10 protein-coding genes are annotated in these 14,249 nt (G+C 68.2%); 3 read left to right on the plus strand and 7 right to left on the minus strand.

The features are described from left to right. Positions 1 to 10: 10 nt before the first annotated feature. The gene (locus ACWCWD_RS21745) at positions 11 to 562 is read right to left on the minus strand and encodes a cysteine hydrolase family protein (RefSeq protein WP_450774643.1); all 552 of its coding nucleotides are present in this window, start codon (positions 560 to 562) and stop codon (positions 11 to 13) included. Between the two features lie 159 nt (positions 563 to 721). Between ACWCWD_RS21745 and ACWCWD_RS21750 the strand changes: the two genes are divergently transcribed. Then, a complete protein-coding gene (locus ACWCWD_RS21750) occupies positions 722 to 1,207 on the plus strand; it encodes a GNAT family N-acetyltransferase (protein WP_450774645.1) in 486 nt (161 codons plus the stop codon). A gap of 254 nt (positions 1,208 to 1,461) precedes the next feature. Next, the gene (locus ACWCWD_RS21755) at positions 1,462 to 2,433 is read left to right on the plus strand and encodes an ABC transporter substrate-binding protein (RefSeq protein ID WP_450774647.1); all 972 of its coding nucleotides are present in this window, start codon (positions 1,462 to 1,464) and stop codon (positions 2,431 to 2,433) included. A gap of 119 nt (positions 2,434 to 2,552) precedes the next feature. Here the strand turns inward: ACWCWD_RS21755 and tuf are convergent, their stop codons facing one another. The 4 genes from tuf to rpsL form a co-directional block, all read right to left on the minus strand. Beyond that, positions 2,553 to 3,746 carry an elongation factor Tu gene (gene tuf, locus ACWCWD_RS21760; protein ID WP_327176205.1) on the minus strand — a complete coding sequence of 398 codons (1,194 nt, stop codon included), beginning with the start codon at positions 3,744 to 3,746 and terminating at the stop codon, positions 2,553 to 2,555. 161 nt (positions 3,747 to 3,907) lie between these two features. Then, positions 3,908 to 6,034, minus strand: a complete 2,127-nt coding sequence (gene fusA, locus ACWCWD_RS21765) for an elongation factor G (protein ID WP_390959998.1) — start codon at positions 6,032 to 6,034, stop codon at positions 3,908 to 3,910. A gap of 39 nt (positions 6,035 to 6,073) precedes the next feature. After that, positions 6,074 to 6,544 (minus strand): 30S ribosomal protein S7, encoded by a 471-nt coding sequence (gene rpsG, locus ACWCWD_RS21770; protein WP_219611728.1) that lies wholly within the window; start codon positions 6,542 to 6,544, stop codon positions 6,074 to 6,076. A gap of 2 nt (positions 6,545 to 6,546) precedes the next feature. Beyond that, complete coding sequence (rpsL, locus tag ACWCWD_RS21775) at positions 6,547 to 6,918, minus strand: 30S ribosomal protein S12 (protein ID WP_003948652.1); 372 nt, start codon at positions 6,916 to 6,918, stop codon at positions 6,547 to 6,549. A 578-nt stretch (positions 6,919 to 7,496) separates the two neighbouring features. On the opposite strand from rpsL, the gene ACWCWD_RS21780 reads away from it, so the two are divergent. Then, positions 7,497 to 8,690, plus strand: coding sequence for a phage baseplate protein (locus tag ACWCWD_RS21780; protein ID WP_450774650.1), 1,194 nt, complete (start codon positions 7,497 to 7,499; stop codon positions 8,688 to 8,690). Positions 8,691 to 8,745: 55 nt separating this feature from the next. On the opposite strand, the gene ACWCWD_RS21785 is transcribed toward ACWCWD_RS21780, so the two are convergent. Together ACWCWD_RS21785 and ACWCWD_RS21790 are read right to left on the minus strand one after the other, a co-directional pair. Next, complete coding sequence (locus ACWCWD_RS21785) at positions 8,746 to 10,035, minus strand: N,N-dimethylformamidase beta subunit family domain-containing protein (protein WP_450774652.1); 1,290 nt, start codon at positions 10,033 to 10,035, stop codon at positions 8,746 to 8,748. A gap of 207 nt (positions 10,036 to 10,242) precedes the next feature. Continuing rightward, complete coding sequence (locus tag ACWCWD_RS21790) at positions 10,243 to 14,142, minus strand: DNA-directed RNA polymerase subunit beta' (protein ID WP_327176209.1); 3,900 nt, start codon at positions 14,140 to 14,142, stop codon at positions 10,243 to 10,245. Positions 14,143 to 14,249: the final 107 nt, after the last annotated feature.

A 14,249-nucleotide genomic window follows, 5' to 3' on the forward strand; every position in this document is an offset into this window, starting at 1 on the left:
GGCGCCGCGCTCAGCCCTTGGCCCACTCCGCCACCGTGACGACCTCGGCCTGCCTCGGGAAGACCTTCTCCGTCAGGACCTGGTGCACCTCGGGATCGGCGTCCGCGCAGGCGTCCGAGAGGACGGTGAGCCGGTAGTCGAGGTCGGCGGCCTGGCGCACGGTCGACAGCACCACCCCGCTGGTGGCGATACCGGCGAGGACCAGGTGCTCGATGCCACCGGCCCGCAGCACCATGTCGAGGTCGCTGCCGGCGAAGGCACTCACCCGACGCTTGACGACCACGACGTCCTCCGGGCGGGGCTCCACCCGGGGGTGGATCGGGTTGGGGTCCACGCCGTCGGGCGCCGCCTGGCGTCCGGCCAGGCCGGCGAACATCTTGTTCCGGGGGTGGATCTCGGGGGCCCCGGGCCGGAACCCGACCGTCACGTGGATCACCGGCATCCCCTCGCTCCGGGCGTGGCCGAGGGCCTCCTCCACCCGGTCCAGGTAGTCCGGCCCGGCAAGCCGCTCGACGATGAGTTTCTGGACGTCCATGATCAGCAGGGCGGTGCGCTCGGACATCGGGTTCCTTCTCTCGTACGGGAGCCAACCGGGTCCGACGAGAGCCACCGAGGGGCAACGGGTTCAACGGCTGCTCGTCGTGGCGACGGTACTGCGGCGCCCCGCTCAACTCCCCCGCAGGGGTGCCCCGTCCCGGTCGCGGCACTACATACTTGACGGATGAACAACAGCACCACCGCCCTCGCCTGGGCCCTGCGCCCCGCGCTCCCCGGCGACCTGGAGACCATCGCGGACCTGCGCGCCGAGACCATGCGGCCGGACCTGGAACGCCTCGGACGGTACGACGACCACCGTGTACGCCAGCGGCTGCGCGACGTCTGGGCGCCCGAGCACACCTCGGTCATCGAGGTCGACGGAGCCTTCGCCGGAAGCGTGACCCTGCGCCCCGTCGAGCGGGGCCGCTGGCTGGAGAACTTCTACATCGCCCCCGAGGCCCAGGGGCGCGGCGTGGGCACAGCGGTCCTCCGCTCGCTGCTCACCCGCGCCGACGAGGCGGGCGCGGAGGTCCGGCTGATCGTCGTCCAGGGCAGCGCCGCCCGCCCGCTGTACGAGCGCCACGGCTTCGTCGAGGAGAGCCAGGACCCGATCGACGTGTTCATGGTCCGCCGGCCGGTCCGTAACGCCTCGGCGGCCGTCACCGACTGAGGCACGGAGGCCAAAGAGCTCACAGAGGCCACAGAGGCCCCAGCAGCCACAGCGGCCACGGAGCAGCACGAGGCTTCTCCCGAACGGCTCCGGTCGGGCGCGGACGCGCGGATAGGCCCGCCCGGATCATGGGCAGGCTCCCGCCGCCCGCGCCTCCCGCCCTCAGCGATCCGGTCAACCGGAATCACAGATTCCAGGCACGTACGTGCGTACGAATCGGGCTACTGTCGCGGGGTAGCGAGTCAAGGAGAAGCATGAACACCCGCATCCGGACCGGTGCACTCGTCGCCGCGGCCTCCGCCCTGCTGCTGGCCACCGCCTGCACGGCCGACGGAACCACCCCCTCCGTCTCGGTCGAGGGCAAACTCGGCACCGCGCAGATCAAGGGAAAGCCACGCAGGGTCGTCGCGCTCGACAGCGCCAGCGCCGACATCGCGCTCTCCCTCGGCTTCAAGCCGACGGCCATGCCCACCGCCGACGAGGGAATACCCGGCGGCATCACGCCCTGGACGAAGAAGGCGCTCTCCGGCAAACAGCCCCACCTGCTCCCGGCCGGCGGCGACGTGGTCGCCGAGGTCGCCTCGTACAAGCCCGACGTGATCCTGGCGACCAGGGACCGCACCCTCGACCCCGTGTACGCGAAGCTCTCCGCCATCGCGCCCGTCGTCCACTACGTCAAGGGCCCCGACGCCGACCCCTGGCAGACCAGCACCCGCCTCATCGCCAAGGCGCTCGGCGTCGAGGACCAGGGCGCCCAGCTGATCAGCGCCGCCGAGCAGACCGCCCTCGACGCCCGCGCTGCCTACCCCGCCATGTCCGGAACCCGCTTCAACCTGCTGATCTCCCCCATGCCCCACGGGGTCGGCGCGGTGAAATCGCGCGAGGACACCTCCACGCGCGTACTGCGCAGGCTCGGAATCAAGCTCAACGAACTCATCTCCTTGCTGCCCGACGCCGGCGACCCGGCACGCACCTACCTCGACTACGCCGACGTCGGCCAGGCCGACACCGACATCGTCTTCGCCACCGGCACCACGGACGCCCTCGCCACCCTGGAGAAGACCCCCGCCTTCCGGAAGATGCCGGCCGTCACCGAAGGCCGGTACATCCCGCTCGGCCCCGCCCTCGCCCAGGCCCTCGCCGAACCCACCCCGCACAGCGTCGAATGGGCGGTCGCGGAACTGGCCCCGAAGATAGGCGCGGCAGCCCTGGCGGCCCGGCGGTAGAACCGCCGTTCATCGAACCGACCGCACAAAGAAGAAGGGCCCCGTCCCACCGCTCGCGCGGCGGGCCGGGGCCCTTCTCGGTGCTCAGTGAGGAGCAACCAGGTCAGACTCTCAAGTAATTACTTGAGGATCTTGGTGACCTGGCCGGCGCCCACGGTCCGGCCACCCTCACGGATGGCGAACTTCAGGCCCTCTTCCATGGCGACCGGCTGGATCAGCACGACGTTCATGACGGTGTTGTCGCCCGGCATGACCATCTCGGTGCCCTCGGGAAGGGTCACAACGCCCGTGACGTCCGTGGTACGGAAGTAGAACTGCGGGCGGTAGTTGTTGAAGAACGGGGTGTGACGGCCACCCTCGTCCTTCGACAGGATGTAGGACTGGGCCTCGAACTCGGTGTGCGGCGTGACCGAACCGGGCTTGATGATGACCTGGCCGCGCTCGACGTCCTCGCGCTTGATGCCACGGAGGAGCAGACCGACGTTCTCACCGGCCTGGCCCTCGTCGAGCAGCTTGCGGAACATCTCGATGCCGGTGACCGTGGTGGTGGTCTTCTCCTGCTTGATGCCCACGATGTCAACGGTCTCGTTGACCTTCAGGACACCACGCTCGATGCGGCCGGTGACGACGGTGCCACGACCGGTGATCGTGAAGACGTCCTCGATCGGCATCAGGAACGGCTTGTCGACGTCGCGCTCGGGCTGCGGGATCGACTCGTCGACGGCGGCCATCAGGTTCAGGACCGACTGGCCCCACTCCTTGTCGCCCTCGAGCGCCTTGAGCGCCGAGACCTTGACGACCGGCAGGTCGTCGCCCGGGAACTCGTACTCGGAGAGGAGCTCACGGACCTCGAGCTCGACGAGCTCCAGGATCTCCTCGTCGTCCACCATGTCGGCCTTGTTCAGGGCGACGACGATGTACGGAACGCCGACCTGGCGGGCCAGGAGCACGTGCTCCTTGGTCTGCGGCATCGGGCCGTCGGTGGCGGCGACCACGAGGATGGCGCCGTCCATCTGCGCGGCACCCGTGATCATGTTCTTGATGTAGTCCGCGTGACCCGGGCAGTCGACGTGCGCGTAGTGACGCGACTCCGTCTGGTACTCGACGTGCGCGATCGAGATCGTGATACCGCGCTGGCGCTCCTCGGGAGCCTTGTCGATCTGGTCAAAGGCCGAGGCCTCGTTCAGGTCGGGGTACGCGTCGTGCAGCACCTTGGTAATGGCGGCCGTGAGGGTCGTCTTACCGTGGTCGATGTGACCGATGGTGCCGATGTTGACGTGGGGCTTAGTCCGCTCGAACTTCGCCTTCGCCACTGGGTCCTCCTGGGGAGTGGTTCTGTACGCCTTGCTTCATCGGCGCCAGGTGATCTTTGCTGGGATGCCGGAACCCGGGGCATCCACCGTTTCCGCTTTCGCATCGACGGTGAATGCCCACCAGGCTCCGGTGACAAGCCTAAAGCGTGAGCTCGGGAGAGTTACTCGCCCTTGGCCTTCGCGATGATCTCCTCGGCGACGTTCCGCGGAACCTCGGCGTAGGAGTCGAACTGCATCGAGTAGCTTGCGCGACCCGAGGTCTTGCTACGGAGGTCTCCGACGTAGCCGAACATCTCCGAGAGGGGCACGAGGCCCTTCACGATGCGAGCACCGCTGCGCTCCTCCATGGCCTGAATCTGGCCACGGCGGGAGTTGATGTCGCCGATGACCTCACCCATGTAGTCCTCGGGCGTGGTGACCTCAACGGCCATCATGGGCTCGAGAATGACGGGAGAAGCCTTGCGCGCGGCCTCCTTGAAGGCCTGCGAACCGGCGATCTTGAACGCGAGTTCGGAGGAGTCGACCTCGTGGTAGCCACCGTCGAGAAGAATGACGCGGACGCCAGTCATCTCGTAGCCCGCCAGGATGCCGAACTGCATGGCCTCCTGCGCGCCCGCGTCCACCGAGGGGATGTACTCCTTGGGGATGCGGCCACCGGTGACCTTGTTCACGAACTCGTACGAGGCGTCGCCGCCCTCGATCGGCTCGATCGCGATCTGCACCTTGGCGAACTGGCCGGTACCACCGGTCTGCTTCTTGTGGGTGTAGTCCAGACGCTCGACGGCCTTGCGGATCGTCTCGCGGTACGCGACCTGGGGCTTGCCGACGTTCGCCTCGACCTTGAACTCGCGACGCATACGGTCGACGAGGACGTCGAGGTGGAGCTCGCCCATACCACCGATGATGGTCTGGCCGGTCTCCTCGTCCGAGTGAACCTGGAAGGAGGGGTCCTCCTCCGCGAGACGCTGGATGGCAACACCCAGCTTCTCCTGGTCACCCTTGGACTTGGGCTCGATGGCGACCTGAATGACCGGCGCCGGGAAGTCCATGGACTCCAGGATGACCGGGTTCTTGTCGTCACACAGCGTCTCACCGGTGGTGGTCTGCTTCAGGCCCATGACGGCGACGATGTCGCCGGCGCCCACCGCGTCGATCTCCTCACGCTTGTTCGCGTGCATGCGGTAGATCTTGCCGATGCGCTCCTTCTTGCCCTTGACGGAGTTCAGCACCGCGGTGCCGGCCTCCAGGCGACCCGAGTAAACCCGGATGAAGGTGAGCTTGCCGAGGTGCGGGTCGCTCGCGATCTTGAAGGCGAGCGCGGCGAGCGGCTCGTCCTCCGAAGGCTTGCGGGTGATGACCTGCTCGGCGTCGGAGACCGCGTGGCCCTCGATGCCCTCGACGTCCAGCGGCGACGGGAGGTAGCGGACGACCGCGTCGAGCAGGGGCTGAACACCCTTGTTCTTGAACGCGGTGCCACAGAACACCGGGGTGACCGTGGTGTCCCCACCCTTGCCGGAGGCAATGGTGATGCGACGGACAGCGGCGTAGATCTGCTCCTCGGTGGGCTCGGTGCCCTCCAGGAACAGCTCCATCATCTGGTCGTCGTTCTCGGCGACGGTCTCGACGAGCTTGGCGCGGTACTCGTCCGCCAGCTCCTGGAGATCGGCCGGGATGTCGACGACGTCGTACATCTCGCCCTTGGACGCGTCGGCGGACCAGACCAGGGCCTTCATGCGGACGAGGTCCACAACACCCTGGAAGTCGGCCTCGGCACCGATCGGCAGCTGCATCACGATCGGGGTCGCGCCGAGGCGGTCCACGATCATGTCGACGCAGCGGAGGAACTCCGCGCCGGTCCGGTCGAGCTTGTTGACGAAGCAGATGCGCGGGACGCCGTAGCGGTCCGCCTGACGCCAAACGGTCTCGGACTGGGGCTCGACGCCGGCAACGCCGTCGAACACCGTCACGGCGCCGTCGAGGACGCGGAGCGAACGCTCCACCTCGACGGTGAAGTCCACGTGACCCGGGGTGTCGATGATGTTGATCGTGTGATCGACATCCTCGAGGGGCCAGTGGCAGGTCGTCGCGGCAGACGTGATCGTGATGCCGCGCTCCTGCTCCTGCTCCATCCAGTCCATCGTGGCAGCGCCGTCGTGGACTTCACCGATCTTGTACGAAACGCCGGTGTAGAACAGGATCCGCTCAGTGGTGGTCGTCTTGCCCGCGTCGATGTGGGCCATGATCCCAATGTTGCGGACCTTGGCCAGGTCAAGCGAAGTGGTAGCCATAAGGCTTCAGTCTTCTCTCGGTCTCGATGTGGGTAACGACTACCAGCGGTAGTGCGCGAAGGCCTTGTTGGACTCGGCCATCTTGTGGGTGTCCTCGCGCTTCTTCACGGCCGCACCGAGGCCGTTGGAGGCGTCGAGCAGCTCGTTCATGAGGCGCTCGGTCATGGTCTTCTCACGACGGGCGCGGGAGTAACCGACGAGCCAGCGCAGAGCGAGGGTGGACGCGCGACCGGGCTTGACCTCGATCGGCACCTGGTAGGTGGCGCCACCGACACGGCGGGACTTGACCTCAAGGGCGGGCTTGACGTTCTCAAGCGCGCGCTTCAGCGTGATGACCGGGTCGTTGCCGGTCTTCTCGCGGAGGCCTTCCATGGCGCCGTACACGATCCGCTCGGCGGTGGAACGCTTGCCGTCGAGCAGGATCTTGTTGATCAGCGACGTGACAAGAGGAGAGCTGTAGACCGGGTCGATGATGACCGGGCGCTTCGGGGCGGGGCCCTTACGAGGCATTCTTACTTCTCCTTCTTGGCGCCGTAGCGGCTGCGGGCCTGCTTGCGGTTCTTGACACCCTGGGTGTCAAGGGAGCCGCGGATGATCTTGTAACGAACACCCGGCAGGTCCTTCACACGGCCACCACGCACGAGCACGATGGAGTGCTCCTGCAGGTTGTGTCCCTCACCCGGGATGTAGGCCGTGACCTCGATGCCGGAGGTCAGACGCACACGCGCGACCTTACGGAGGGCCGAGTTCGGCTTCTTCGGGGTGGTCGTGAACACACGCGTGCAGACGCCGCGGCGCTGGGGCGAACCCTCGAGCGCGGGCGTCTTGTTCTTCTCGACCTTGTCCTGCCGGCCCTTCCGGACCAGCTGCTGGATCGTAGGCACTACTTCTCCGGTTTCTGTGTGCCGTTCGTTGAAACTAACCTGGAACATCGCCGACCCACGCGGTCGGGTGTGTCGAATACTGCAGGCCTCTGCCGGAAAACAACGGATGAGGCGCAGATTGCGGTGGCCCTTTCGCGGACCCGGCCTGCGGCTGAGGACACGCATGCCGAGCCCAGGCACACCCCAGGCACAAGGCTTGAGCGTACCTACCTCATCGACTTGGGTCAAAACAAATGGGGCGCGGCCGGACGCGCGACGACCCGTCCCCCCACGGGGACGGCACCGCGGTGGCGTACGGATGACCGGTCCGGGGCCCTCGGGGAAACGTACCGCGTACTCCGTCCCCCGATCCGTGACGGCCGGTGCGCGGACGGAGCGTGGACACGGCACGGACCAAACGTCGCAGGCCCTTAGGGTGAGGCCGCCCGCAGACCACCCCACCAGGCACACGCGGGGCCCGGCGGCCACGCGGGAACGGGCCCGGCCGCCGCACGCTCCCGGAGAGGCCCGCGCGGCCTCCCGGGGCGGGCACGAGGGCCATCGGCTCAGCGTGCGCCGGCACCGTCGAAGGAAGCACTGTGATCAATCTCGCTGCCCCGGTCAACCCGGTCCTGCTCTCCGCCGCCCCGCTCCGGTCACCCAGCAGTGTGGCCCAGTCGATGTTCTGGGAAGCGACGGATCAGCTCTGGTACGTGTGCCAGCGCTACGTCACCGAGGGCGACCAGGCCCGTCTGCTGGTCAGCAGGCTGCACGCCGACGGCACGCTGCTGGACTCCATGACCCTCCTGAGGGCCGGCCACGGCGCGAACATCGGTGTCGACCGCCGGAACGACGGCATCTATCTCTGGACCGACGCGCTCGTCTCGGAGAGCCTCTGGGCCCAGGCGATAGCCCGGGTGAGATACGTGCCCGAGGGCGTCGCCGACGCGTCCGACCCGCAGTCCGTCGCCCTGCACCAGCCGAGAGCAGGCGTGTACCGGGTGTCGGCCACCGTCGACCCGGTCGCCCGGGAGCTGATCTTCCGGAGCCAGAACAGCAACGTCTCCTCCGCCACGTCCGTCGCTCTCGTCGACCGCTACGACCTCGACGCGGCCGCGGAGGGGGTCTTCGAACCCCTCGGGACCGTCAGCCAGGTGTCCGACCGGACGCTCCAGGGATACGCCAGCCTCGGCGGGTACCTCTACACGCTCTACGGCGACAGCGCGCAGGCCAACACCTACATCACCTGCACGGACTGGCGGTCCGGGAAGGTCGTCGGCGACCAGCACATCACCACGCTGGGTTCGCTCTCCGACCGGGAGCCGGAGGGGCTCTGCGTCTATCAGGCGGCCCCCGGGGACACCGCGTCCGCGACCCTGGCCTTCGGCTTCGCGGACGGGGTACCGGGCGGCCGCACGTTCTACGCGGCCCGCTTCCCCCACCCCGGCACGCCGGCGTGGGTCAAGGTCCCCTACGACACCTCGGTGTACGTACCCAACAGCGACAACTACCCGCCGCAGTACCGGCTTTCCGGGGACCAGGTCCACCTGCACTTCGGGATCTCCCGCATCGACGGGAAGCCCTGGACCAACGGGGAGGTGCTGTTCCGGCTCCCCGTCCCCGCACGGCCCGACCGCACCCAGCGGCTGGTGGGGGTCGTCTCCGGCGCCGGGGTCACCACGGACACCATGGCCGTCCGGTTCGAGGTGACCACCAGCGGCGACGTCGTCATCTACGACGAGCGCCCGCTGACCGGCTGGGTGGGCGGGGACCACAGCTTCTGGCGCTGCTGAGGCCGTTCGCCCCCGGAGAGGTGCCCGGCCCCGACCGCGACAGGGCGTCAGCCCCTCAGGCCGTCGCGGTCGTCGCGGTCCTCCGGGGGCGCTCCCCCACCATCCGGTCGAAGAGCCGGCCCGTGGCACCGCCCACCGTCGCGTCCAGGTGCTCGGGCTCACCGAGCGCCAGGGCCCAGGCCGGTCCGCCCGACACGGCCCCCGCGCGCAGGACGAGGCGGCCCCGGCCGTCCTCGTCCACCCGTACACCGTGTCCGGCGCCGGCAGGGTGGCTCGTGTCCGTCCCGTCCTGCCAGGGCCAGGCGCCGGCACCGGGCACCGTACGCCGGGCCAGCCGGATACCGGCACCGAGGCCGACGGGGCGCCGGCTGAGGAGCCGGGCGGGCCTGCCGTCCGCCGCCGGGGCCAGACGTATCCGCCCCGGGGCGCCGTCCGCGTCGAGGAGTGCCAGGCGCGTCCCGGCTCCGACCGCCGCGACGAGGCCGTCACGCATCTCCCGCGACCAGTTCGCCTCCGGGCCGGACAGCACCACGGCCGTGTAACGGGCCGGATCGACACGCCCTTCGTGCAGGTCGAGGGCGCTCGCGTAGGTCACGTCGTACCCCGCTTCCTCCACCCAGCGCGCGAGAGCGGTGTCCTGAGGGAGCGCGGCGGGCAGTCCCAGTCCCGCGTAGGGGCGGTCGAAGGACACCTGGAGGGGCCCGTCGCCGGACACCGGGCCGGGCGGCAGGGGCCAGGCGTTGTCCGCCTGGTATCCGGTGAACGGCAGCACGATCAGGACGTCCGAGCCGCGGGACTCCTCGCGGACGACGAAGGGGGTGAAGCTGCGGAACCCGTCCTCCGTGGTGAAGACCGCCAGGAAGATTCCGGAGACCCAGTCGGACGGGACGTCCAGCTTCCAGGAGACGGGCCAGTCGCAGGCGACGGCCCCGGTGCGGCGGGAGACCGCCGGCTCGTTCCGCGGGCCCACGGCTACCGGTTCCCCGGTCAGCAGATGCCGTGCCCCGGCTCCCGCGTAGTGGCCCACCCGGTAGACGGAGACCGCGCAGTCCTGGTCCCGGTGGGACGCGAGGTGGAAATCGAGCGAAGCCCCCGGCGCGACCGAGGTGGCGGAGGCGTACCCCTGGATCTCGGGCTTCCGGACGGTCACCCCGCTGGTCTCCCGGTGGCCGACCGACCAGGCGTCGGAACCGGTCGCCAGGTTCTCCCGCACCACCGGGTTGTCCCCGGTACGCGGGCCCGGACGGGCGGCGGACGCGGGGCTCGCGGCGGCCGTCACGCCGCCTCCGGCCACGGTCGCCGCTCCGAGGAAGCGCAGCAGGGACCGGCGCGACACGTGCGGCATTCGAGACCTCCACGGAGCCGTACCGGACGGGTCGGTCCGGTACGCCGGGGCCTCTGCGGCAACGACGGCCCCCGGTCCCGTCGTTGATCACTCATCGTAGAACGCCTGCTCGACCGCACCAGCGGTCCGGGTGATCACGAACCGGAAACGCCGCAGGGCGGCCACCCCAACGGGGTGACCGCCCTGCGGTTCGACTCTGCGACTCGCTTACTGGTTGTACGGACCGTAGTCGTAGTCCTCCAGCGGGACGGCCTGGCCGGAGCCGGTGCCGAACGGCGAGTAGTCGATGTCGTCGTAGCCGACGGCCGAGTACATCGCGGCCTTGGCTTCCTCGGTCGGCTCGACCCGGATGTTGCGGTAGCGGGCGAGGCCCGTACCGGCCGGGATGAGCTTACCGATGATGACGTTCTCCTTGAGGCCGATCAGGGAGTCCGACTTGGCGTTGATCGCCGCGTCGGTCAGAACCCTGGTCGTCTCCTGGAAGGACGCCGCCGACAGCCACGACTCGGTGGCGAGCGAGGCCTTGGTGATACCCATCAGCTGCGGACGGCCGGAGGCGGGGTGTCCGCCCTCGGTGACCACACGACGGTTCTCGGTCTCGAACTTCGAGCGCTCGACGAGCTCGCCCGGCAGGAGCTCCGCGTCGCCGGACTCGATGATCGTCACGCGGCGGAGCATCTGCCGGATGATGATCTCGATGTGCTTGTCGTGGATCGACACGCCCTGCGAGTTGTAGACCTTCTGGACTTCGCCGACCAGGTGGACCTGGACCGCACGCTGGCCGAGGATGCGCAGCACGTCGTGCGGGTTGGTCGCACCGAAGGTCAGCTTCTGGCCGACCTCCACGTGGTCGCCCTCGCGGACGAGCACCTTGGCGCGCTTGGAGATCGGGAAGGGAGTCTCCTCGCTTCCGTCGTCCGGCGTGACGATGATCTTCTTGGTCTTCTCGGTCTCTTCGATCCGGATGCGGCCGGCGGCCTCGGAGATCGGAGCGACACCCTTCGGCGTACGGGCTTCGAAGAGCTCGACGACACGGGGCAGACCCTGGGTGATGTCGTCACCGGCCACACCACCGGTGTGGAAGGTACGCATCGTCAGCTGGGTACCGGGCTCACCGATGGACTGGGCGGCGATGATGCCGACCGCCTCACCGATGTCGACCAGCTTGCCGGTGGCGAGCGAGCGTCCGTAGCAGAAGGCACAGGTGCCGACCGCGGACTCACAGGTCAGGACCGAACGGGTCTTGACCTCCTCGACACCCGCGTTCACGAGGGCGTCGATGAGCACGTCACCGAGGTCCACGTTGGCCGGCGCGATGACCTTGCCGTCGATGACGACGTCCTCGGCCAGCATGCGGGCGTACACCGAGGTCTCGACGTCGTCCGTCTTGCGGAGGACGCCGTCCTCACCCTTGACCGCGATCTTCAGCTTGAGGCCGCGGTCGGTGCCACAGTCCTCCTCGCGGATGATCACGTCCTGCGAGACGTCCACCAGACGACGGGTCAGGTAACCCGAGTCGGCGGTACGCAGGGCGGTGTCGGCCAGACCCTTACGGGCACCGTGCGTGGAGATGAAGTACTCGAGGACGGTGAGGCCCTCACGGAACGACGCCTTGATGGGACGCGGGATCGTCTCGTTCTTGGCGTTGGACACCAGACCACGCATACCGGCGATCTGACGCATCTGCATCATGTTTCCTCGGGCACCCGAGTCAACCATCATGAAGATGGGGTTCACCTTGGGGAAGTTCGCGTTCATCGCCTCGGCAACCTCGTTGGTCGCCTTGGTCCAGATCGCGATGAGCTCCTGCGTGCGCTCGTCCTTGGTGATCAGACCACGCTCGTACTGCTTCTGGACCTTCTCGTCCTGCTCCTCGTAGCCGCGCACGATGGCCTTCTTGGCCTCGGGCACGACGATGTCGGAGACCGCGACGGTCACACCGGAGCGGGTCGCCCAGTGGAAACCGGCCGCCTTCAGGTTGTCGAGCGTCGCCGCCACGATGACCTTGGGGTAGCGCTCGGCCAGGTCGTTGACGATCTCGGAGAGCTGCTTCTTGCCCACCGAGTAGTCGACGAACGGGTAGTCCTCGGGCAGCAGCTCGTTGAAGAGCGCGCGGCCCAGGCTCGTACGCAGACGGAAGGTGTCACCCGGCTGGTACTCGGGCTCGCCCTCCTCGGCGACCGGCGGCACCCAGCCACGCGGCGGGATGGTGCCCACCGGGAAGCGGATGTCGACCTTCGCCTGGAGCGACAGCTCGCGGGCGTCGAAGGCCATGGTGGCCTCGGCCGTGGAGCCGAACGCGCGGTCCGTGCCCTTGACGTTGCGGCCCTCTTCGTCCGTGGTGAGGAAGAAGAGACCCAGCACCATGTCCTGGGTCGGCATGGTGACGGGGCGACCGTCGGCCGGCTTCAGGATGTTGTTCGAGGACAGCATCAGGATGCGGGCCTCGGCCTGCGCCTCCGCGGAGAGCGGCAGGTGCACGGCCATCTGGTCACCGTCGAAGTCCGCGTTGAACGCGGTGCAGACGAGCGGGTGGATCTGGATGGCCTTGCCCTCGACCAGCTGGGGCTCGAAGGCCTGGATGCCGAGGCGGTGCAGGGTGGGCGCACGGTTCAGCAGCACCGGGTGCTCGGCGATGACCTCTTCGAGGACGTCGTACACGACGGTGCGGCCACGCTCGACCATGCGCTTCGCCGACTTGATGTTCTGCGCGTGGTTCAGGTCCACCAGGCGCTTCATCACGAACGGCTTGAAGAGCTCCAGCGCCATGGCCTTCGGCAGACCGCACTGGTGCAGCTTGAGCTGCGGGCCGACGACGATCACGGAACGCGCGGAGTAGTCCACGCGCTTGCCGAGGAGGTTCTGACGGAATCGACCCTGCTTGCCCTTGAGCATGTCGCTCAGGGACTTCAGCGGACGGTTGCCGGGGCCCGTGACCGGGCGACCACGACGGCCGTTGTCGAACAGCGCGTCGACGGCCTCCTGGAGCATGCGCTTCTCGTTGTTCACGATGATCTCGGGGGCACCGAGGTCGAGAAGGCGCTTCAGGCGGTTGTTGCGGTTGATCACGCGGCGGTACAGGTCGTTCAGGTCGGAGGTCGCGAAGCGGCCACCGTCCAGCTGCACCATCGGACGCAGGTCCGGCGGGATGACCGGCACGCAGTCGAGCACCATGCCCTTGGGCTTGTTGCTGGTCTGCAGGAACGCGGAGACGACCTTGAGGCGCTTGAGCGCACGGGTCTTCTTCTGGCCCTTGCCGGAACGGATGATCTCGCGGAGGCGCTCGGCCTCCTCCTCGAGGTCGAAGGACTCCAGGCGCTTCTGCAGCGCGGCGGCGCCCATGCAGCCGTCGAAGTACGTGCCGAAGCGGTCACGCAGCTCGCGGTAGAGCAGCTCGTCGCCCTCGAGGTCCTGGACCTTGAGGTTCTTGAAGCGGCTCCACACCTCGTCGAGACGGTCGATCTCGCGCTGCGCACGGTCGCGCAGCTGCTTCATCTCACGCTCGGCGCCTTCGCGCACCTTGCGGCGCACGTCGGCCTTGGCGCCCTCGGCCTCCAGCTCGGCCAGGTCGGTCTCGAGCTTCTTGGCGCGGTTCTCCAGGTCGGAGTCGCGACGGTTCTCGACCTGCTGACGCTCGACGGAGACGTGCGCCTCCAGCGACGGGAGGTCGCGGGTGCGGCGCTCCTCGTCGACGAACGTGATCATGTACGCGGCGAAGTAGATGACCTTCTCGAGGTCCTTCGGCGCGAGGTCCAGCAGGTATCCGAGGCGCGACGGGACGCCCTTGAAGTACCAGATGTGGGTGACGGGAGCGGCAAGCTCGATGTGGCCCATGCGCTCACGACGCACCTTGGCGCGCGTGACCTCGACGCCACAGCGCTCACAGATGATGCCCTTGAAGCGGACACGCTTGTACTTGCCGCAGTAGCACTCCCAGTCCCGGGTCGGACCGAAGATCTTCTCGCAGAAGAGTCCGTCCTTTTCGGGCTTGAGCGTGCGGTAGTTGATGGTCTCCGGCTTCTTCACTTCGCCGTGGGACCAGGTCCGGATGTCGTCCGCGGTGGCAAGGCCGATCCGCAGCTCGTCGAAGAAGTTGACGTCGAGCACTTGTCGTCAATCCCTCTTTCGGGGGTTCGAGCCCCTCGCCGTGAAGCGTGGAGATGGGGCACTTCAGCAATGGTCTGAACGGGTCCCGGGAGGGCCGGCCGGATCAC

Source organism: Streptomyces sp. NPDC001493 (assembly GCF_053597235.1).

Bases quoted from the DNA above. Each gene is read 5' to 3' on its own strand.
- ACWCWD_RS21750 (WP_450774645.1), top strand. From the start codon at position 722: ATGAACAACAGCACCACCGCCCTCGCCTGGGCCCTGCGCCCCGCGCTC.
- ACWCWD_RS21785 (WP_450774652.1), bottom strand. From the start codon at position 10,035: ATGCCGCACGTGTCGCGCCGGTCCCTGCTGCGCTTCCTCGGAGCGGCG.
- rpsG (WP_219611728.1), bottom strand. From the start codon at position 6,544: ATGCCTCGTAAGGGCCCCGCCCCGAAGCGCCCGGTCATCATCGACCCG.
- ACWCWD_RS21745 (WP_450774643.1), bottom strand. From the start codon at position 562: ATGTCCGAGCGCACCGCCCTGCTGATCATGGACGTCCAGAAACTCATC.
- fusA (WP_390959998.1), bottom strand. From the start codon at position 6,034: ATGGCTACCACTTCGCTTGACCTGGCCAAGGTCCGCAACATTGGGATC.
- ACWCWD_RS21755 (WP_450774647.1), top strand. From the start codon at position 1,462: ATGAACACCCGCATCCGGACCGGTGCACTCGTCGCCGCGGCCTCCGCC.